The sequence below is a fragment of the Stenotrophomonas sp. GD03794 genome, from assembly GCF_029842145.1.
In the GTDB taxonomy this organism is placed as follows: domain Bacteria; phylum Pseudomonadota; class Gammaproteobacteria; order Xanthomonadales; family Xanthomonadaceae; genus Stenotrophomonas; species Stenotrophomonas riyadhensis.
In genome coordinates this window covers 38356-57876 of record NZ_JAOCFV010000025.1, presented here as the reverse complement: position 1 = coordinate 57876, position 19521 = coordinate 38356, and the positions used below count along the sequence as shown (strand labels likewise).

Below are 19521 nucleotides of genomic sequence, written 5' to 3'. Positions count from 1 at the left end.
CGCCATGAGCGCCTTCGACACCCCCACCCCGACCAGCGCCGCTGGCCAGCAGTGGAACGCCCAGGATTATGCGATCGACGCCGGCTTCGTGCCGCTGCTCGGCGGCGCTGTATCGCGCCTGCTCGACCCGCGCGCCGGTGAACGCATCCTCGACCTGGGCTGTGGCGATGGCGTGCTCAGCACCGAGCTGGCGCTGAGCGGCGCGCACATCCACGGCGTGGATGCCTCACCGGAACTGGTGATCGCCGCGCGTGCGCGCGGCGTCGATGCGCAGGTGATGGATGGCCACGCACTGACCTTCAACGCCGAGTTCGATGCGGTGTTCAGCAATGCGGCGCTGCACTGGATGGGCACCCCGGACCGCGTGCTGGAAGGTGTGCGCCGCGCCCTGCGCCCCGGTGGCCGCTTCGTCGCCGAATTCGGCGGCCATGGCAACGTGGCCACCATCATCGCGGCGGTGCAGGCCGCGCGCGCGGCCCACGGCCACGGCGCCAGTGCCTTCCAGTGGTACTTCCCCACTGCCGATGCCTATGCCGACCGCCTGCGCCAGCATGGCTTCCAGGTTCAACTGATCGAGTGCACACCGCGCCCGACCGCACTGCCGACCGGCGTGGCCGGCTGGCTGCGGGTATTCGCTGCGCCGCTGCTGGACGACCTGCCGGCCGAGGCACGCGCCACCGTGCGCGAGGCCGCCACCGCATTGCTGGCCGAGCTGCCGCGCAATGCCGCCGGCCAGCCGCTGGCCGACTACGTGCGGCTGCGGGTGCTCGCCCGCCGTCGCTGACATGACCTTTTCGCTATCTTTCCTGATGTCCGCTATTTCGTACTTCTGCCAGGCATACGCATGACTTCCGCACCCCGCACCCTGTACGACAAACTGTGGGACGCCCACGTGGTGGTTCCCGAATCCGACAGCGCGCCCGCCGTGCTGTACATCGACCTGCACCTGATCCACGAGGTCACTTCGCCGCAGGCGTTCACCGAACTGCGCGAGCGCGGCCTGTCGCCGCGCCGCCCGGATCGCACCAAGGCGACGATGGACCACTCCACGCCGACCCTGCCGGCCGCCGCCGATGGCACGCTGCCCTATGCCAGCGCCGCCTCCGAAGCCCAGGTCGCCACGCTGGCACGCAACTGCGCCGAGCACGGCATCGAGCTGTTCGACATGGCCTCGGACAATCGCGGCATCGTCCACGTGATCGCGCCGGAACAAGGCTTCACCCAGCCGGGCATGACCATCGTCTGTGGCGACAGCCACACCTCCACCCATGGTGCGTTCGGTTCGCTGGCGTTCGGCATTGGTACCAGCGAGGTCGGCCACGTGCTGGCCACGCAATGCCTGCTGCAGCGCAAGGCGAAGACGTTCGCGATCACCGTTGACGGCGCGCTGGCGCCGGGCGTCGGTGCCAAGGACGTGGTCCTGCACATCATCGGCGTGATCGGCGTCAACGGAGGCACCGGCCACGTGATCGAATTCCGTGGCAGCACCATCGAAGCGATGGACATGGAACAGCGCATGACCCTGTGCAACATGTCGATCGAGGCCGGCGCACGCGCCGGTATGGTGGCGCCGGACCAGGTCACCTTCGACTTCGTCGCCGCGACCCCACGTGGTCCCAAGGGCGCCGACTTCGACGCTGCCGTGGCGCGCTGGCAGCAGCTGCGCAGCGATGAGGGCGCGCGTTTCGACAGTGAAGTGCACATCGACGCTGCCGATATCCGCCCGACCCTGACCTGGGGCACCCATCCGGGCACCGCCATCGCAGTGGATGCGCCGATTCCGGCGGCCAACGATGCTGCCGCACAGAAAGGCCTGGACTACATGCATTTCCAGGCCGGCAAGGCGCTGGCCGGAACACCGGTGGACGTGGTGTTCGTCGGCTCGTGCACCAACGGCCGCCTGAGCGACATGCGCGAAGTGGCGCAGGTGCTGCGCGGTCGCCGCGTCGCCGAGCGGGTGCGCATGCTGGTGGTGCCAGGCTCGGAGATCGTCAAGCGCGAAGCCGAAGCCGAAGGCATCCATGAGATCGTGCGCGCGGCCGGTGCCGAATGGCGCGAGCCGGGCTGTTCGATGTGCATCGCCATGAATGGCGATCTGGTCGCACCCGGCCAGCTGGCCGTGAGCACCAGCAACCGCAATTTCGAGGGGCGCCAGGGCCCCGGTTCGCGCACGCTGCTGGCCTCGCCGATGAGCGCGGCGTGGGCCGCGGTGAACGGGCACGTCGCCGATACCCGCGAACTGTTCGCACAGGAGGTGGCGTGATGGCTGGTTTCCGTACCCTGACCTCGGCCAGCGTGGTGCTGCGCCAGACCAACATCGACACCGACCAGATCATCCCGGCGCGGTTCCTGTCCACCACCGAGCGCGCCGGCCTGGGCCGCAACGCGTTCAATGACTGGCGCTGGCAGGCCGATGGTTCGCCGGTGGCCGACTTCGCCTTCAACCAGCCGCACAACGCCGGCCGCAGCATCCTGCTGGCCGGCCGCAACTTCGGCTGCGGTTCCTCGCGCGAGCATGCACCGTGGGCGCTGACCGACCTCGGCCTGCGCGCCATCGTCAGCAGCGAGATCGCCGACATCTTCCGCGGCAACTCGCTGAAGAACGGCCTGCTGCCGATCGTGCTGGACGAGGCCGATGTACAGGCGCTGATGCAGCGCCCGGACGACGAGCTGACCATCGACGTGGCCGCGCGCGAACTGCGCACGCCCGATGGTCGCGTCTATTCCTTCCCGCTGGATGGCTTCTCGCAGACCTGCCTGCTGGAAGGTGTCGACCAGTTGGGGTATCTGTTGGGCCGTGTCCCTGAAATTGAACGTTACGAGAGTGAGCATGCACGCTGAAATTGTTGTCCTGCCCGGTGATGGCATCGGCCCGGAAGTCGCCGCCGCCGCGGTTGCGGTCCTGAAGACCGTCGCCGAACGCTTCAACCACACCTTCACCTTCAGCGAGCACGACATCGGTGGCATCGCCATCGACCGCCACGGTGAACCGCTGCCGGCGTCGACCCTGGCGGCCTGCCAGGCCGCGAACGCGGTGCTGCTGGGCGCGGTCGGTGGCCCGAAGTGGTCCGACCCGAACGCCAAGGTGCGCCCGGAGCAGGGCCTGCTGGCGATCCGCAAGGCGCTGGGGCTGTATGCCAACCTGCGCCCGGTGCGTACCCATGAAGCCGCCCTGCACGCCTCGCCGATCAAGGCCGAGCTGCTGCAGGGGGTGGACTTCGTGGTGGTGCGTGAACTGACCGGCGGCATCTACTTCGGCGACAAGACCCGCGATGCCGACAGCGCCAGCGACCTGTGCCGCTATACCGTGGCCGAGATCGAACGCGTGCTGCGCAGTGCGTTCCGCCTGGCGCAACAGCGTCGCGGCAAGGTCACCTCGGTGGACAAGGCCAACGTGCTGGAAACCTCGCGCCTGTGGCGTAACGTGGCCGCGCGCATCGGCCGCGAGGAGTTCCCGGACGTGGCGCTGGAACACCAGCTGGTCGATTCGATGGCGATGCACCTGCTGGCCAAGCCGCGCGAGTACGACGTGATCGTCACCGAGAACATGTTCGGTGACATCCTCACCGACGAAGCCTCGATGCTGGCCGGCTCGCTCGGCCTGCTGCCGTCGGCCTCGCTGGGCGAGCCCGGTGCGGTCGGTATCTACGAGCCGATCCACGGTTCGGCCCCGGACATCGCCGGCAAGGGCATCGCCAATCCCTACGCAACGATCTTCAGTGCGGCGATGCTGCTGCGCCATTCACTGGGGCTGGAAGCCGAAGCCGCCGCGGTGGAAGCCGCCGTGCACGTCGTGCTGGACGACGGCGTGTTCACCGCCGACCTCGCGGCGAAGGGAACGGCAGTGAGTACCGCAGCCGCCACGGATGCGGTGCTGGCGAAGCTGGGCTGACCTATCCGGCAACACTTGTAGAGTCGAGCCATGCTCGACTGCTGTTGCCTGAGTCGAGCATGGCTCGACTCTACAGGGACCTCGCGGCCACGCCCTGCGTGGCTGCGTTACTTGGTGGTGTACCCACCATTGACCAGAATCGTCTGCCCGGTCATCCACCAGCCGTCGGTGACCAGGAAGCGGATCCACGGCACGATGTCGGCGATGTCGGTCAGTCCGGTACGGGTGAACGCCGACAGTGCGGCCGCGGTCTTGTGATACGCCTGCGCATCGGCACTCTCGGCGGGATAGAAGAACGGCGTGTCCATCGGACCCGGGCCGATCGCGGTCACCGAGATGCCACGCTCACCGAACTCCTTGGACGCCGCGCGGGTGAAATGCTCGACCGGTGCCTTGGTGCCTGCATAGCTGGAATAGAACGGGGTGAACGCCCCCAGCAGCGAGGTGACCAGCGTGCAGATGCGGCCACCGTCGTTGACGTGGCGGCCGGCCTCCTTCAGGAAGAAGAACGCAGCCTTGGCATTGACCGCACTCATCTCGTCGTACTCGGCTTCACTGATCTCAAGCAGCGGCTTCTTCAGTACCTTGCCGACCGTATTGATCGCGATGTCAGGGCGACCGACTGCAGCCACGGCATCGGCGAACAGGCGCTCCATCGCTGCGGCCGACGTCAGGTCGCCCTGCAGCGCCACCGCCGTGCTGCCAGCGGCCTGCACGGCGGCGACGGTCGCCTCTGCATCGGCCTGGGTGGCGGCGCTGTTGTAGTGGATGACGATGGCTTTGGCGCCCTGGCTGGCGAAGTCGCGGGCGATCAGTCCGCCGAGGTTCTTGGCGCCACCGGCGATCAGCACGGTCTTGCCCTTGAGGGAATGGTCGGTCATGGCGTTTGTCTCGGGAGGGGGCTGCCCGGGGTGGCAACCCTGCCCTGACGACGATATCGTGCAGAAAAAGCGGATAAAGCCCGCCACATTGACTTAACTTTCCAGAGCCAACGAACAATGGACCGGATCGATCGCTTCCGCATCTTCACCCGGGTGGTGGAGTGCGCCAGCTTCACCCGCGCCGCCGACCAGCTCGGCCTGCCCCGCTCCACCGTCTCGGCGGCCATTGCGGAGCTGGAGCAGCGGCTCGGCACCCGCCTGCTGCAGCGCTCGACCCGGCGGGTCTCCACCACCCACGACGGCGACGTGTTCCATGCCCGCTGCCTGCGCCTGATCGCAGAGGTTGAAGACGCCGAATCGTTGTTCCGACAGGATGACGCACAGCCGGTGGGCCTGCTGAAGATCGACGTGCCCAGCCGCATCGGCCGCCGCATCCTCGCCCCGGCCCTGCCCGACTTCTTCGCGCGCCATCCGCAGGTTGAAGTGGACCTGGGCATGACCGACCGCGCGGTGAACCTGATCGAAGACGGCTGTGATGCGGTGCTGCGGGTCGGCCAGCTGGGTGACTCCAGCCTGGTCGCGCGCATGCTGGGACAGCTCGACTTCGTCAACGTCGCCGCGCCGGCCTACCTGCGCGAGCACGGCATGCCACAGCATCCTGCCGACCTGCAGCAGCATCGCGCGGTGAACTATGCATCGCCGACGACAGCGCGGGTGGAAGCGTGGGAGTGGCAGGACGGCAGCCAGCTGCGCACGTTGCCGATGCCCGGCTGGGTGCGGGTCAACAGTGCCGAGGCCTCGATCGCCTGCTGCGTGGCCGGACTGGGGCTGCTGCAGATTCCGCGCTACGACGTACAGGCTGAACTGCAGTCAGGCGCATTGGTGGAGGTGATGCCGCAGTACGTGGCGCAGCCGTTACCGGTGACCCTGCTGCAGCCGCACCGGCAACACCGCGCGCAACGCGTGCAGGTGTTCATCGAATGGCTGCTGCCGGTGCTGCGGAACGGCCTGCAGCTGCAGTAGATCGGCGCCATGCGTGGATGCACGCATCAGTGCCAACCAAGGTTGGCACCTACCAGGGCCAAGACCCGCTGCGGTAAATCCCCGCCATGCGTGGATGCGTGCAACAGTGCCAACCAAGGTTGGCACCTACCAGGGCAGTGGCCGCCGAACCCGGGGCGTTACGCCCCGGATTCGTCCGGCTTGACCCGGAACCACGCGGCGTACAGCGCCGGCAGGAACACCAGGGTCAGCACAGTGCCCACGATCAGGCCACCCATGATCGAGATCGCCATCGAGCCATAGAACGCACTGCGCGAGAGCGGAATCATCGCCAGCACCGCCGCCAGCGCGGTCAGCACGATCGGGCGGAAACGGCGCACCGTGGCATCGATGATCGAATGCCAGCGGTCATGCCCGGCATCGATGTCCTGCTGGATCTGGTCGATCAGGATCACCGAGTTACGCATGATCATGCCCGCCAGCGCGATCGTGCCCAGCAGCGCCACGAAGCCGAACGGCGCGCGGAACAGCAGCAGGAACAGGGTCGCACCGATGATGCCCAGCGGCGCGGTCACCAGCACCATCGCCGCACGCGAGAAGCTGCGCAGCTGCAGCATCAGCAGCGTGGCCACCACCACCAGGAACAGCGGCATGCCGGCCTTGATCGAGTTCTGGCCACGTGCCGAATCTTCCACGGTACCGCCGGTTTCCAGCAGGTAGCCGCTGGGCAGCTCGGCGCGGATGCCGTCGAGCGTCGGCAGGATCTGGTGCACCACGTCCAGCGGCTGCATGCCATCACTGATGTCGGCGCGCACGGTCACCGTCGGCAGGCGGTTGCGGTGCCAGATGATGCCGTCCTCGAAGCCGTACTCCATCGTCGCCACCTGCGACAGCGTGATGCTGCCGCCGTTGGCGGTCGGCATCGACAGGCTCGACAGCAGCTCCAGCTGGTTGCGTTCATCGGCCGGCCCACGCAGCAGCATCTCGATCTGGCGGTTGCCTTCGCGATACACACTCACCGACTGCCCGGCCAGCGAGCTGGACAGGAACTGGCTGACCTGGGCACTGCTCACGCCCAGCGCGCGGGCACGCTCCTGGTCGATCACCAGCCGCACCACCTTGCTCGGCTCGCTCCAGTCCAGGTTGACGTTCATCACGTGCGGGTTTTCACGCACCTTGGCCTCGACCTGGCGTGCGATCGCCTGCACCTTCTCGATGTGCTCGCCGGAGATGCGCATCTGCACCGGGTAACCGACCGGCGGACCATTCTCCAGGCGGGTCACGCGCATCTGCACGTCCGGGAACTTCGGGATCACCTCATGCAGCAGCCAGTCACGGGTGCTTTCGCGCGACTTGATGTCCTTGGCCAGCACCACGAACTGGGCGAAGTTGGTGGCCGGCAGCTGCTGGTCCAGCGGCAGGTAGAAGCGCGGCGAACCGGTGCCCACGTAGGACACATAGTTGGCGATGCCCTCGCGGTTGGACAGCAGTTTCTCCAGCTTCTCGGCCTGGGCCTGGGTCGAGCGCAGCGACGCGCCCTCGGCCAGCTCGATGTCCACCATCAGTTCCGGCCGGGTCGAATCCGGGAAGAACTGCTGCGGCACGAAGCGGAACATCATCAGCGAGAACACGAACAGGCCGATGGTCGCGGCGATCACCCACCAGCGATGACGCAGGCAGGCATCCAGGAAGCGGCGGAAGCTGCGGTAGAACGGGCGCTGGTACGGATCATGGTCGTGCCCGTGCTGTGGCGGTGCGATCAGGTTGGCCAGCGCCGGATAGCGGTCGGCCCACTGCTGGCGCTTGGCCAGCCAGCGCGCGGACAGGCTGCCCGGCTTCGGCGGCTGCGGATTGAAGAGGTCCGGCAGCATCTTGTCGCCCAGATACGGGATGAACAGCACTGCGGCAATCCACGACACCACCAGTGCGATGGTCACCACCTGGAACAGCGAGCGGGTGTATTCACCGGTGCTCGATGCGGCCGTGGCGATCGGCAGGAAGCCGGCCGCCGTGATCAGGGTGCCGGTCAGCATCGGGAACGCGGTCGATTCCCAGGCGAAACTGGCCGCACGCAGGCGGTCGTAGCCCTGTTCCATCTTGGTGGCCATCATCTCCACCGCGATGATCGCATCGTCCACCAGCAGGCCCAGCGCCAGCACCAGCGCGCCCAGCGAGATCTTGTGCAGGCCGATGTCGAAGTAGTGCATGACGAAGAAGGTCATCGCCAGCACCAGCGGGATGGTCACACCTACCACCAGGCCGGTGCGCAGGCCCAGCGAGAAGAAGCTGACCAGCAGCACGATCACCACCGCTTCGGTCAGCACCTGCACGAACTCGCCGACCGACTCCTCCACCGATTGCGGCTGGTCGGACACCTTGCGCAGCTGCATGCCGGCCGGCAGGGTCTTCTGCAGGCGTTCGAACTCGGCATCAAGGTTGGCGCCAAGCTTGAGAATGTCACCGCCGTCCTTCATTGCCACGGCCAGGCCGATCGCCTCCTCGCCCATGAAGCGCATCTTCGGCGACGCCGGGTCGGCGAAGCCGCGCTTGACCTCGGCGATGTCGCCCAGGTGCACGGTGCGGTCGCCAGCGCGGATCGGGAACTGGCGGATGGCGTCGATGTCATTGAACTGGCCGGTCACGCGCAGCTGCACGCGATCGGTGGCGGTCTCGAAGAAGCTGGTGCCGGTGACCGCGTTCTGGTCGGCCAGTGCCTGCTGCACCTGCTGCATCGACACGCCCAGCGTGGCCAGGCGGGTGTTGGACAGCTCGATCCACACCTTCTCGTCCTGCAGGCCGACCAGGTCGATCTTGCCGACGTCGGGCACGCGCTGCAGCTCCAGCTGGATGCGGTCGGCGTAATCACGCATCACCGCGTAGTCGAAGCCCTTGCCGGTCAGCGCATAGATGTTGCCGTAGGTGTCGCCGAACTCATCGTTGAAGAACGGGCCGACGATCTCGCGCGGCAGCGTCGGGCGGATGTCGCCCACGCGCTTGCGCACCTGGTACCACAGATCCGGAATCTGCTTGGAGCGCAGGCTGTCGCGCGCCATGAAGATGACCTGCGATTCACCCGGGCGCGAATACGAGCGGATGAACTCGTACTCGCCGGTGTTCATCAGCGCCTTCTCGATCGGCTCGGTCACCTGCCGCGAGACCTGCTCGGCGGTAGCACCCGGCCACAGCGTACGCACCACCATCGCCTTGAAGGTGAACGGTGGATCCTCGGACTGGCCCAGATGCTTGTACGACCACGCGCCGATCAAGGCGAAGGCGAGCATCGCGAACAGCACCAGGGGTCGGTTGGCCAGCGCCCACTCGGATAGATTGAAGCGGCGCACCGGCTTACTCCTTGGCCTTGGCGGCAGCCGCCGGCGCGGTCGGCTTCAGCACCGGGCGGTTCTGCCGATCCACGGCGATCACCGGCTGGCCCGCCCGCAACAGGTGGCCACCGGCGGCAACCACCCAGTCACCCGCGTTCACGCCGGACAGCACCGGCACGCTCTCGCTGCCAAACGCACCGGTGGTGACCACTGCGGCCTTCAGCGTGCTGTTGGCCGGATCGACCACCCACACGCTAGCGGCACCATTGGCACCGCGCTGCAGTGCGCCCAGCGGCAGCTGCAGGGTGCCGTGGCGGCCGGCGCTGCTGTAGACGCGTGCACTCTGGCCCAGCTCGACATCGGCCAGCGCATCGGCTGCCAGGCTGACCCGGGTTGCATAGGTGCGTGCCTGCGGATCGGCAGCGGCAGCGATCTCGCGGATCGTGCCCGGCAGGCGCTGGCCCGGGCGGTTCCACAACTCCACCTCGACCGGCTGGCCAACCGCATAGTCGCGGATGGTGGCTTCGGGCAGGTCGATCAGCACTTCGCGGCCACCGTCGGCGGCCAGATTGAAGATGGTCTGGCCGGCGGACACCACCTGCCCGGCCTCGGCCTCGCGGCTGGCGATCACGCCGTCGGCCGGTGCGCGCAGCTGCGCGTAGTCGGCCTGGTTGCGCAGCACATCGAGGTTGGCGCGGGCGGCGTTGGCCTGGCCCTGTGCCGCTTTGAACGCGGCCGACTGCTGGTCCAGCTGCGAACGGCTGACCAGTTGCTGGTCGGCCAGCACCTGGTAACGCTTGAGGTCATCGCGGGCACGCACCAGATCAGCTTCCGCCGCAGCCAGCTGCGCCTGCGAGGCGCGGGCCTGCAGCGCGAAGTCGGCCACGTCCAGCTCGGCCAGCACGTCGCCCTTCTTCACCCGTTGGCCGGCATCGACGTGGCGCTTGACCAGGTTGCCGCCAACGCGGAACGACAACGGGCTTTCCTGGCGTGCACGCACCGTGCCCGGGAACGCCGCAGGCGTCTGCCCGGCCTGCTCGCCCGGGTGAACCACCAGCACCGGCACGGCGGCCTGAGGCGCCTGTTCCTGTCCCGAACAGGCTGCCAGCGCAGCCACCCACACCATACCGCCCATCCAGCGCACGATCTTCATCGGTCAACGTCCTGAAAACGCAGGGTTGCAACTAAGGGGGGAGCCGCGACTGCCGGCCCAATTTAATAAACCGGCCGGTATAGTATAAATATCGAACCGCTTGGTCTAGTATTGTTGCGATGAGTTCTCCCACTTCCCGAAAGCCGTCGGCCAAGCCCGCTGCCAAGGCCGCCGGACCCGGGCGCCCCAAGGACCTCGGCAAGCGCGCGGCGATCCTTGAAGCAGCCAAGGCACTGTTCATCGAACAGGGCTATACCGGCGTGAGCATGGACGCCATCGCCGCTCAGGCCGGCGTCTCGAAGCTGACCGTGTACAGCCACTTCGGCGACAAGGAGACCCTGTTCTCCGAGGCCGTGCAGTCCAAATGCATTGAAATGCTGCCCGATGCCCTGTTCGTGGCCGACGCGGACGGCCCGCTGCGCGACCAGCTGATCGGCATCGGCCTGGCCTTCTTCGAGCTGATCACCTCCGATGCGGCGATCTCGATCCAGCGCATGATGATGGCGCCGGAGACCGATGAGCGCCTGCGCGAGCTGTTCTGGCGGGCCGGCCCCGAGCGCACCTGCGAGGCCCTGGCCGACTTCCTGCGCGCCCGCGGCGAACGCGGCGAGCTGGAGATCCCCGACTATTACCTGGCCGGCCAGCAGTTCCTGACCCTGGTCAAGGGCGAAGTGCACATGCATATGATGTGCGGCATGCCACTGTCACCGGTGGAGTGCGACCCTCTCACCCACGTGACCGCCAGCATCGACTTCTTTCTGCGCGCCTATGCGCCGCGAGGGGCCGGAACCGGCTGAAACGGCAAACCTGAATGAACCGGAGGTCGCGATGACTTCCGGCACTGCGACCCCGGCCACCCTGCAGCTGATGCTCTGGGCGCGCCGCCGGCCTCCGGCACCGGTAAAATGGCCGGCCCACTGCGCTGGATTTGAACCTCATGACGATTGATTACGCCCACGCCCGCGAACTGATGGTGGAACAGCAGATCCGTCCCTGGGACGTGCTGGACATCAAGGTGCTCGACGTCCTGGCCCGCCTGCCGCGCGAGGCCTTTGTCGCCGACGCGCACCGGGCACTGGCCTACGCCGATGTCGAACTGCCGATCGGCCATGGCCAGAAGATGATGAAGCCGGTCATCGAGGGCCGTACCCTGCAGGCACTGGATCTGCAGCCGGGTGACGAAGTGCTGGAAATCGGCACCGGCAGCGGCTTCCTGTCGGCCTGCATCGGCGCGCTGGCGCGCGACGTGCTGAGCCTGGAGATCGACCCGGAACTGGCCGCCGCCGCGCGTGCCCGCCTGGACGCCTCCGGCCTGGGCACCAACGTCCGCGTGGAAGTGGCCGATGCCCTGTCCTGGCAGACCGAACGCCGCTTTGACGTGATCTGTGTCACTGGTGCGGTCGACGTGGTGCCGTCACAGTTCGCCTCGTGGCTGCGTCCGGGTGGTCGCCTGTTCGTGATCCATGGCCGTTCGCCGGCGATGGAGGCCCTGCTGGTCAAGGCCGACGGCAGCACCGAGTCCCTGTTCGAGACCGATATCGATTACCTGCGTGGTGCCGCCCCGGCCCCCCAGTTCCACCTCTGAGTCCAAGGAAGCCGCAATGATCCGCCGATCCCTCGCTGTTGCGCTGGCCACTGCCCTGCTGCCGTTGTCCGCCCATGCCGCCGACCTGCTGCAGGTCTACGAAATGGCGCGCAATGGCGATCCGCAGCTGTCCGCCGCCGAATCCACCCGGCTGTACGACAAGGAAGGCGCCGTGCAGGCCCGCGCTGCCCTGCTGCCGCAGATCAACGGCCAGGCCACGCTGAACCGCTCGCGCAGCGAGGCGGACCATGACGCCAACTCCGGCACCGTGACCAGCAAGCGCCGCAACTACACGATCGAAGGGAGCCAGACGCTGTTCAACTGGACCCAGATCAACAACCTGCGTTCGCAGCGCGAGCTGAGCAAGGCGGCGGACTTCACCCTCGATTCGGCCAACGACAGCCTGATCGTGCGCACCTCGGCGGCCTACTTCAACGTGCTGGTGGCAATCGAATCGCTGAACGCCGCACAGACCAATGAAGCGGCTGCGAAGAAGCAGTTCGACTTCGCCGACAAGCGCCTGGAAGTGGGCCTGGCGCCGATCACCGACGTGCACGAAGCACGCGCCCAGTACGACCAGGCGCGCGCCAACACCATCGTTGCGCAGAACACCCTGGCCGATAACTACCAGGCCCTGACCGAACTGACCGGCCAGCCGGTGACCAACCTGCGTGGGCTGCCGGCCGACTTCCGCCCGGAAGTGCCGGCCAACCGTGGCAACATCGACGAGCTGGTGCACCAGGCCACCAACCAGAATCCGGCGCTGAAGGCCCAGGAACTGAAGGTCAGCGCCGCCGAGGCTGGCGTGCAGGCCGCTCGTGGCGGCCATTACCCGACCCTGTCGCTGGGCGGCAGCTGGGGCAAGAGCGCAACCTGGGGTGACAGCACCGGTGCCGGCTCGTTGTCGCCGGATGCACGCACCAACAGCATCGGGCTGACCCTGAGCGTGCCGATCTTCGCCGGTGGCGCCACCCAGTCCGGCGTCCGCCAGGCACTGGCCCAGCGTGACATCGCCCAGGATGGCTACGAGCAGCAGAAGCGTGCCCTCGACCGCAACACCCGCAATGCCTACCAGACCCTGGTGCAGGGCATCAGCGAAGTGGAAGCCCGCCGCCTGGCGGTGGTCTCGGCGCAGAGCGCGTACGACGCCTCGCAGGTCGGCCTGGAAGTCGGTACCCGCACCGTGCTGGACGTGATCCAGAACCAGCGCATCCTGTTCTCGGCGCAGCTGGACTACGCCCAGGCCCGCTACACCTTCCTGCAGAACCGCCTGCTGCTGAGCCAGTCGCTGGGTGCGCTGGACGTGGCCGAGCTGCAGGACGTCAACCGCCTGCTGACCCAGGACGCGGGCAACCCGGCAACGACCACGCACTGAGTCGTCGCCCTGCCGGCAATGAAGAAGCCACCCGCGAGGGTGGCTTTTTTGTTGCCTTTGCACGGCCGTCAGCCAGGCCAGGCGCGCATCCGCTCCACTGCGGCCAACAGGCACAGTACGGCGGCCATGGGCGCAAGCACCGGCAGGACGCGCGAGGGTGGCACCTGCACGTGAAGCACGGCCAGGCACAAGGCCGCCATCACCAGCAGGGTGGCCGGACCCGGCAGCACCGGCAGCGCACCGATGGGTGCCAGCAGCGCCAGCAGTGCCGCCGACAGGACCACCGCGACCCACGTCAGTCGCACCTGGAAGCCGGGCGCTGCTGGGCAGGCTGCAGACCGCAGCTGCGTCGCCAGGCGCGCGGCCAACATCATCAGTACCAGCAGCAGGGCCGCCAACCCTGCCGCGCCGGCCAGTGGCAGCAACGGCATCATCCAGTGCAGCTGCGGGTGCTGCTGCAGCGCCACCGACAACGGTCGCGTGCTGGCCAATGCCGGGAACTCCACTAGGCCCGCCTGCAACGCAGCAAGTACGATCAACAGCAGCATGGCCAACAGCAGCATCCCCGCCAGCAGCAGCGGCTGTCGTGCCCTCGCCTGCCGGCCCATGCCGGGAAATCCCAGCGCAAGGCCGACGCTGGCGAACACGCCGAGCAGCGGCACGCTCGCCGCCAGTACCCCACCCAGCCCGTAGCGATACGGCGCCGTGGCTTCCGGCAACCATGGAATCCAAAGTGCGTAGTGCACGTAACGGGCCGCCAGTGCCAGCAGCAGCAGGCCAATGCCGATCTTCACCGTCAGCAGCGCACAGACAATCAATGCGACGTGACGTGGCGGCAGCAGCACGACCATGCCAAGCAGCCATAGACCGGTGGCGGCCAGCAGCTGAACCGGCATCCCGTTTCCGGCCTCGATACCGCAGCGGGCCAGCAGCACCTGCAGGTGGCTGGCGATGGACTGCGCCACGCCCGCACTGGTCACCACCAGTTCCAGCAGCAACACGCCGCTGAGTACGCCCGCTCCCGCCCTGCCCCAGCTGGCCTGCAGCACGCCATGCAGGCCCCCGCCGGCGGGTCGCTGCTGGTTCAGGACATGCAGGCAATACAGCACCGGCGCAGTACCCAGCGCGGCCAATACCAGGCTCAGTACGATGGCCGGCCCCGCCCGCGCGGCGGTGTGCTGGCCGACCAGGGCGATCACGCTGCCTCCCAGCAGCAGCGCCAGTGCCAGCGCCGCGACATGATCCATGCCAAGGCAGGCATCCCGGTCGCGGCCGTTGTCGCTGTCCATCGCAAGTTCCCTTGATATCCGCCCAAGTGCGGTCGACAGCAGGCTGGCAGCCTGCGCCGAGGGGCGGTATCAGAAACCGTACCGGGGGCGCTGCGATGTGATCGAAGACACGATGAAAGGCCCGTACCCGGCCCTGCTGCGACAGGATTCCGATCGCTAAGCAGAATTGATGCAGTCGATCACGTCAGTCGACGCGCCGGCTGCCGGCGCCCGTCTCAGCTGCGCGGTGGCGGCAGATGCGGCGCGACCAGCGCCAGCGTGCGCTGCAGGGCGCCGCGGCCATTGCTCACCAGCGTGCAGCCAGCGCGCGCCATGTCTTCGCGTGCCTGTGCATCGTCGAGCAGGTGCTGCAACAGGTCACCGACCGCCTGCACGTCCTCACCGATCAGCAGTGCACCCGCCTCACGCATGCGGCGCGAGATCTCGGCGAAGTTGTGCAGGTGCGGGCCGGTCACGGCAGCGGTGCCCATCGCTGCCGGCTCCAGCAGGTTGTGGCCGCCGATCGGCTGCAGGCTGCCGCCGACAAAGGCGACCTGGGCACAGGCGTAGAACGGCATCAGTTCACCGAGGGTGTCGATGACGAACACGTCGGTGCCCGCTTCCGGCCACTGCTTCGCGCGCCGGGTGGCCACGTTCCAGCCCTGCTCGCGCGCCAGCGCCTCCACCTTCGGGAAGCGCTCGGGATGCCGCGGCGCCCACAGCAGCAGCAGGTCGGGATGCTGCTGGCGCAGGCGGCGGTGCAGGTCGACCACTGCCTGTTCTTCGCCATCGTGGGTACTGGCGGCGATCCACACCGGACGCCCGGCTGGCACCCGGGCATGAAACTGCTCGACGAAGCCCTGCACCTCCGGCGTGGTGATGTCGAACTTCAGGTTGCCCAGCGCCTGCACCTGCTCCGGGGCAGCGCCGAGCTGCACGAAGCGGTCCGCATCGTCCTGCGACTGCGCGGCCACGCAGGTGACGGTGCGCAGAGCGCGCCGGATCAGCGCCGCCAGCAGCCGGTAGCCGCGCAGCGAACGTGCCGACAGGCGCGCATTGAGGATGTAGACCGGAATCCCACGGTCACGGCAGCCGAACAGCATGTTCGGCCACAGCTCGGTTTCCAGGATCAGTGCCAGGCTGGGCCGGAAATGGCCGAGGAAGCGGTTGACGCTGCCCGGCACGTCGTACGGCAGGTAGACGTGGTCCAGCGCATCGCCCCACAGCGCGCGCACGCGCTCCGAACCGGTCGGGGTGATGGTGGTGATCACCCAGCGGATGTCCGGGCGCTGCTCGCGCAGGGCGTTCACCAGTGGTGCGGCGGCATTGACCTCGCCCACCGACACCGCGTGCAGCCAGACCCGTGGCTGGCCGGTCGGCTGTGGATAGGAGGCGTAGCGCTCGTCCCAGCGCCGGAAATACTCGCGAACCCGGAAGCCGCGCCAGACCAGGTGGTACACGGTGATCGGCAGCAGGATGTAGAGCACAGCCGAGTACAGGCCGCGCAGGATCCATTCGACAGGGTCTTTACGCATGCGGCAAGGATACGGGAGCCCCCCGGGAAAGACACGCGGCCGCCTTGGTAGAATGGCCCCATGTCAGATGCCTCCACCGCCGTCCGCCCGTCGCTGCGCGATCCGCGCAACTGGCCGATGTTCGCCGCCATGTTCGGCGCCTTCGCCATCGCCCGCCTGCCGTGGATGCTGCAGCGCGCGCTGGGCCGGGGCGTCGGCTGGATCACCTGGCGCCTGCTCGGCAGCCGCCGCCGCGCCGCCGAGGTCAACCTGCAACTGTGCTTCCCCGAGAAGGACGAAGCCTGGCGCCAGCGCCTGGTGCGCGACAGCTTCGATGCGCTGGGCGTGGGCGTGTTCGAGTGCATCCGCGCCTGGTGGGGCAGCATCGACAGCATCCGCCCGCAGGTGCGGATCGAAGGCCTGGAACACCTGCGGCAGATGCAGGCCGAAGGACGTGGCGTGCTGCTGGTCTCCGGCCACTTCATGACCCTGGAGATGTGCGGCCGCCTGCTGTGCGACTACGTCGACCTGTCCGGCATGTACCGCAAGCACAAGAACCCGGTATACGAGTGGGCGGTGAAGTTCGGCCGCCTGCGCTATGCCAAGGCGATGTTCGCCAACGAGGACATCCGCGCCACCGTGCGCCACCTGAAGAAGGGCGGCTTCCTCTGGTATGCGCCGGACCAGGACATGCGTGGCAAGGACACCGTGTTCGTGCCGTTCTTCGGCCACACCGCTTCCACCATCACCGCCACCCACCAGCTGGCGCGGATGACCGGTTGCGCGGTGATCCCCTATTTCCACCGCCGCGAAGGTGGGAAGTACATCCTGAAGATTGGTGCACCGCTGGAGAATTTCCCCAGCGAGGATGTGGAAGCCGATACCACGCGGGTCAACCAGGCCATCGAGGAAATGGTGCGCGAGGCGCCCGACCAGTACCTGTGGATCCACCGCCGTTTCAAGCGCCAGCCCGGCGGCCGGAGCGATTTCTACAAATAACCGGATGCGGTGGAAGGGCCGGCGTGCACATGGTAGTCGCCAACCTTGGTTGGCGCCGATGAACCGAGGCCGGTCCCGGGGAGCCAACCAAGGTTGGCAGCTACTGCATCGGCGGGGAATCGTCTGCGTCGCGGGCCAGCAGGCTGCCGGCGAACAGGGCCGCCAGCAGCACGGTCAGACCACCCCAGAACGCGGAATAGAACGCCAGGTGCGTGTTGAGCGGGAACACCGTGACTGCCAGCGCCAGCATCGCCGGCCGCGCACGCTCACGGGCGGCGGCCGGCGCGTAGCGCCATGCCCGCCAGGCCTGGGCGACCGCCGCCAGCCACAGCAGCAGGCCGAGCACACCGGTCTCCGCCAGGATCTCCAGCACGATCTGATGGGCGTGCAATGCCGGCGCACTGCCCCACACCGCCGGGTCTTCATCGGCCACGCAGGCCGGATAGGCATCGCGGAAGCCACGCGCGCCGACACCGTTGATCGGGTGCTCCTCGATCATGCAGACAGCCGCTTCCCAGATCCTCGCACGGCCGGACAGCGCCTCGTCGACACCACGGTCGCCGCCCTCCCAGGCCATCGCCGTACGTGCGAAGCGCTCACGCAGCTGCGGCACGCTGGCGGTCAGCACGCCAGCTCCGAGAACGGCCACCAGTGCCAGCACCGCCAACCGCTTCCAGCCGAACTGGCGCACGCCGCTGTAGGCCAGCACCAGTGCGAAGGTGATCCACGAGGCGCGCGAGCCGGCCAGCAGCAGCACACTTCCCAGCGTGGCGGCCGCCAGCAGCCAGCCCGGATTACCGAAGCGGCGCGCCACCGGCAGCAACAGGAACGGCGACAGGCTGGCCAGCACCTGGCCGAATTTCAGGTTGCACGGCCCCAGGGCGCCACTGAGCCGGTCGGCCAATGCGGCCTCATCTGCCGGGCACAGTGCACGACCGCTCACCGCAAGCTTCAGGTGTTCCAGCGACCAGAACCACGGGCTGGTACCCCCTGCCGCCTGCACCAGCGCATCCAGCGTCCACGCAGCGGTGATCAACGCAAGGCCACCGAAGGTCAGGCGTCGCCGTTCCGGCGTGGCCACCGCAATCGCCACCAGCCACATGAAGGGCAGGTAGCGCAGACCCGCAGCAGCCTTGGTCCAGGACGCCGCCGGATCAATGGCATCGATGGCCGAGAACGCCTGCGGCAGCCAGTAGCCGAGGAACAGGATCGAGGTCAGTGCCCAGGCTGCCGTGCTCAGCAGGTGCGGGCGGCGCTGCAGCCGGCGCATGACCATGCGCGCGGCGGCGTACAGCGCGCCAAGCCCGAGCACGGTTTCAGCGATGCCCGGCAGCGGCCACAGCGCCACGTACGCCAGCACCCACCAGGGCGCCCAGCGCCCGGCGCGGTCGTCGCGCAGGATGACGGCGGGATCAGCCGGCGAGATCGGCATAGAGGCGGAGGGTATCGCGCTGCATGGCCTGCAGGGTAAACGGGATGCGGGTCGGCAACGACGGTGGCTGCGCCAGCAGGGCCAGCGCACGTTCACCCAGCGCGCGTGCATCACCGAGCGGCACCGCGCCGCTGGGTTGCAGCTGCCGAAGCAGTTCGCCGACGCCACCATGGTCCCAGCCCAGCACCGGGCGGCCGACCGACAGCGCCTCGACCACGGTGCGGCCGAACGCTTCGGGCTTGTCCGACAGCTGCAGCACCAGGTCGCTGGCCGCATAGGCCTGGGCGATGCGCGCGGTCGGCGAGCTGATCTGCACGGCATCGGTCACGCCCAAAGCAGCGGCCTGCCGGCGCAGGTCGGCCACGTAGGCTTCACGGCCGGGTTCATCGGTGCCCAGCATCCACAGCTGTGCCGGCACGCCGGCGGCACGCACATCCGCCAGCAGCTGCAATGCATGTGCGTGGCCCTTCAGCCGGGTGCCGCGCCCCGGCAGCAGCAGCAGCGGGCCTTCAACCTGCGCCAGCCATGGGTAATCGGCCGCAAGCGCCAGCCGCGGACGGCGATCGGCACGCGCCACGCGTGGGAACTGGCCGACATCGACGCCACGCGGAATCACCTGCAGGGTCGCCTCGGGAACGGTCGGGTAATGCCGCTGCACGTAGTCGCGTACGGTATTGGATACGCAGATCACGCGTTCACCGCTGGTCATCACCGCGCTGTAGCGGCTGGGCGAGTTCAACCCGTGCACGGTAGTCACCCAATGCGGGCGCTGCGCGGCGGGCATCGCACGGATCGCGTACAGGCCCAGCCAGGCTGGCAGCCGCGAACGGGCATGCACGATGTCGGCGCCAACCTCGGCGAACAGGCGGCGCAGGGTCGGCAGGTGGCGCAGGGTCAGCAGCGACTTGCGGCCGATGTCGAGCGTGAGATGCTCGGCACCGCTGTCGAGCAGTGGCTGCACCAGGCGGCCACCGGCAGAGACCACCAGCGCACGATGGCCGGCGGCGACCAGGGCCGCAGCAATTTCCAGGGTCGAGCGCTCGACACCGCCGGAGTGCAGCGCCGGCAGCAACTGCACCACGGTCAATCGGCGCATC

General features: G+C 67.9%; 16 protein-coding genes. 9 read left to right on the top strand and 7 right to left on the bottom strand.

Annotated elements, in window-relative coordinates:
- The first annotated feature begins 4 nt into the window (after window positions 1–4).
- The 4 genes from N5D91_RS14395 to leuB are packed head-to-tail and all read left to right on the top strand — an operon-like array spanning window position 5 to window position 3892.
- On the top strand, window positions 5–784 hold the full coding sequence (locus tag N5D91_RS14395; RefSeq protein ID WP_110713567.1) for a class I SAM-dependent methyltransferase: 780 nt from the start codon (window positions 5–7) through the stop codon (window positions 782–784).
- A gap of 60 nt (window positions 785–844) precedes the next feature.
- A complete protein-coding gene (leuC, locus tag N5D91_RS14390) occupies window positions 845–2263 on the top strand; it encodes a 3-isopropylmalate dehydratase large subunit (RefSeq protein ID WP_110713569.1) in 1419 nt (472 codons plus the stop codon).
- Entirely contained in the window at window positions 2263–2841 is a 579-nt protein-coding gene (leuD, locus tag N5D91_RS14385) for a 3-isopropylmalate dehydratase small subunit (RefSeq protein ID WP_005410953.1), read from the top strand. Before leuC ends, leuD begins: the two co-directional genes overlap by 1 nt.
- Complete coding sequence (gene leuB / locus N5D91_RS14380) at window positions 2831–3892, top strand: 3-isopropylmalate dehydrogenase (RefSeq protein ID WP_180854343.1); 1062 nt, start codon at window positions 2831–2833, stop codon at window positions 3890–3892. Before leuD ends, leuB begins: the two co-directional genes overlap by 11 nt.
- A 107-nt stretch (window positions 3893–3999) precedes the next feature.
- On the opposite strand, the gene N5D91_RS14375 is transcribed toward leuB, so the two are convergent.
- Window positions 4000–4773: an SDR family oxidoreductase gene (locus N5D91_RS14375; RefSeq protein WP_100473855.1), complete on the bottom strand. Its 774-nt coding sequence runs from the start codon at window positions 4771–4773 to the stop codon at window positions 4000–4002.
- A gap of 117 nt (window positions 4774–4890) precedes the next feature.
- On the opposite strand from N5D91_RS14375, the gene N5D91_RS14370 reads away from it, so the two are divergent.
- Window positions 4891–5796, top strand: a complete 906-nt coding sequence (locus tag N5D91_RS14370; protein WP_180854344.1) for a LysR family transcriptional regulator — start codon at window positions 4891–4893, stop codon at window positions 5794–5796.
- 158 nt (window positions 5797–5954) lie between these two features.
- Here N5D91_RS14370 and N5D91_RS14365 read toward each other — a convergent pair whose 3' ends face one another.
- The gene (locus N5D91_RS14365) at window positions 5955–9116 is read right to left on the bottom strand and encodes an efflux RND transporter permease subunit (RefSeq protein WP_180854345.1); all 3162 of its coding nucleotides are present in this window, start codon (window positions 9114–9116) and stop codon (window positions 5955–5957) included.
- Between the two features lie 4 nt (window positions 9117–9120).
- A complete protein-coding gene (locus tag N5D91_RS14360) occupies window positions 9121–10251 on the bottom strand; it encodes an efflux RND transporter periplasmic adaptor subunit (RefSeq protein WP_180854346.1) in 1131 nt (376 codons plus the stop codon).
- Window positions 10252–10370: 119 nt separating this feature from the next.
- On the opposite strand from N5D91_RS14360, the gene N5D91_RS14355 reads away from it, so the two are divergent.
- The 3 genes from N5D91_RS14355 (at window position 10371) to N5D91_RS14345 (ending at window position 13211) form a co-directional block, all read left to right on the top strand.
- Window positions 10371–11048 carry a TetR/AcrR family transcriptional regulator gene (locus tag N5D91_RS14355; RefSeq protein ID WP_153854477.1) on the top strand — a complete coding sequence of 226 codons (678 nt, stop codon included), beginning with the start codon at window positions 10371–10373 and terminating at the stop codon, window positions 11046–11048.
- A gap of 140 nt (window positions 11049–11188) precedes the next feature.
- Window positions 11189–11836 carry a protein-L-isoaspartate O-methyltransferase gene (locus N5D91_RS14350; protein ID WP_005414414.1) on the top strand — a complete coding sequence of 216 codons (648 nt, stop codon included), beginning with the start codon at window positions 11189–11191 and terminating at the stop codon, window positions 11834–11836.
- Window positions 11837–11852: 16 nt separating this feature from the next.
- Entirely contained in the window at window positions 11853–13211 is a 1359-nt protein-coding gene (locus tag N5D91_RS14345; RefSeq protein WP_110713581.1) for a TolC family outer membrane protein, read from the top strand.
- A gap of 68 nt (window positions 13212–13279) precedes the next feature.
- Here N5D91_RS14345 and N5D91_RS14340 read toward each other — a convergent pair whose 3' ends face one another.
- Both N5D91_RS14340 and waaA read right to left on the bottom strand, forming a co-directional pair.
- Window positions 13280–14500, bottom strand: a complete 1221-nt coding sequence (locus N5D91_RS14340; RefSeq protein WP_180854347.1) for an APC family permease — start codon at window positions 14498–14500, stop codon at window positions 13280–13282.
- A gap of 215 nt (window positions 14501–14715) precedes the next feature.
- Window positions 14716–16014 (bottom strand): lipid IV(A) 3-deoxy-D-manno-octulosonic acid transferase, encoded by a 1299-nt coding sequence (gene waaA, locus N5D91_RS14335; RefSeq protein WP_110713584.1) that lies wholly within the window; start codon window positions 16012–16014, stop codon window positions 14716–14718.
- A gap of 60 nt (window positions 16015–16074) precedes the next feature.
- On the opposite strand from waaA, the gene N5D91_RS14330 reads away from it, so the two are divergent.
- The gene (locus N5D91_RS14330) at window positions 16075–16992 is read left to right on the top strand and encodes an LpxL/LpxP family Kdo(2)-lipid IV(A) lauroyl/palmitoleoyl acyltransferase (protein WP_110713586.1); all 918 of its coding nucleotides are present in this window, start codon (window positions 16075–16077) and stop codon (window positions 16990–16992) included.
- Between the two features lie 100 nt (window positions 16993–17092).
- On the opposite strand, the gene N5D91_RS14325 is transcribed toward N5D91_RS14330, so the two are convergent.
- Together N5D91_RS14325 and N5D91_RS14320 are read right to left on the bottom strand one after the other, a co-directional pair.
- Window positions 17093–18424, bottom strand: a complete 1332-nt coding sequence (locus tag N5D91_RS14325) for an O-antigen ligase family protein (RefSeq protein WP_164162356.1) — start codon at window positions 18422–18424, stop codon at window positions 17093–17095.
- Complete coding sequence (locus tag N5D91_RS14320) at window positions 18405–19520, bottom strand: glycosyltransferase (protein ID WP_110713589.1); 1116 nt, start codon at window positions 19518–19520, stop codon at window positions 18405–18407. Before N5D91_RS14320 ends, N5D91_RS14325 begins: the two co-directional genes overlap by 20 nt.
- Window position 19521: the final 1 nt, after the last annotated feature.

Coding starts and splice junctions, on each gene's coding strand:
- N5D91_RS14370 (WP_180854344.1), top strand. CDS start 4,891: ATGGACCGGATCGATCGCTTCCGCATCTTCACCCGGGTGGTGGAGTGC.
- N5D91_RS14325 (WP_164162356.1), bottom strand. CDS start 18,424: ATGCCGATCTCGCCGGCTGATCCCGCCGTCATCCTGCGCGACGACCGC.
- leuC (WP_110713569.1), top strand. CDS start 845: ATGACTTCCGCACCCCGCACCCTGTACGACAAACTGTGGGACGCCCAC.
- N5D91_RS14350 (WP_005414414.1), top strand. CDS start 11,189: ATGACGATTGATTACGCCCACGCCCGCGAACTGATGGTGGAACAGCAG.
- N5D91_RS14345 (WP_110713581.1), top strand. CDS start 11,853: ATGATCCGCCGATCCCTCGCTGTTGCGCTGGCCACTGCCCTGCTGCCG.
- N5D91_RS14355 (WP_153854477.1), top strand. CDS start 10,371: ATGAGTTCTCCCACTTCCCGAAAGCCGTCGGCCAAGCCCGCTGCCAAG.
- waaA (WP_110713584.1), bottom strand. CDS start 16,014: ATGCGTAAAGACCCTGTCGAATGGATCCTGCGCGGCCTGTACTCGGCT.
- N5D91_RS14360 (WP_180854346.1), bottom strand. CDS start 10,251: ATGAAGATCGTGCGCTGGATGGGCGGTATGGTGTGGGTGGCTGCGCTG.
- N5D91_RS14375 (WP_100473855.1), bottom strand. CDS start 4,773: ATGACCGACCATTCCCTCAAGGGCAAGACCGTGCTGATCGCCGGTGGC.
- N5D91_RS14330 (WP_110713586.1), top strand. CDS start 16,075: ATGTCAGATGCCTCCACCGCCGTCCGCCCGTCGCTGCGCGATCCGCGC.
- N5D91_RS14340 (WP_180854347.1), bottom strand. CDS start 14,500: ATGGACAGCGACAACGGCCGCGACCGGGATGCCTGCCTTGGCATGGAT.
- leuB (WP_180854343.1), top strand. CDS start 2,831: ATGCACGCTGAAATTGTTGTCCTGCCCGGTGATGGCATCGGCCCGGAA.
- N5D91_RS14320 (WP_110713589.1), bottom strand. CDS start 19,520: ATGCGCCGATTGACCGTGGTGCAGTTGCTGCCGGCGCTGCACTCCGGC.
- N5D91_RS14395 (WP_110713567.1), top strand. CDS start 5: ATGAGCGCCTTCGACACCCCCACCCCGACCAGCGCCGCTGGCCAGCAG.
- leuD (WP_005410953.1), top strand. CDS start 2,263: ATGGCTGGTTTCCGTACCCTGACCTCGGCCAGCGTGGTGCTGCGCCAG.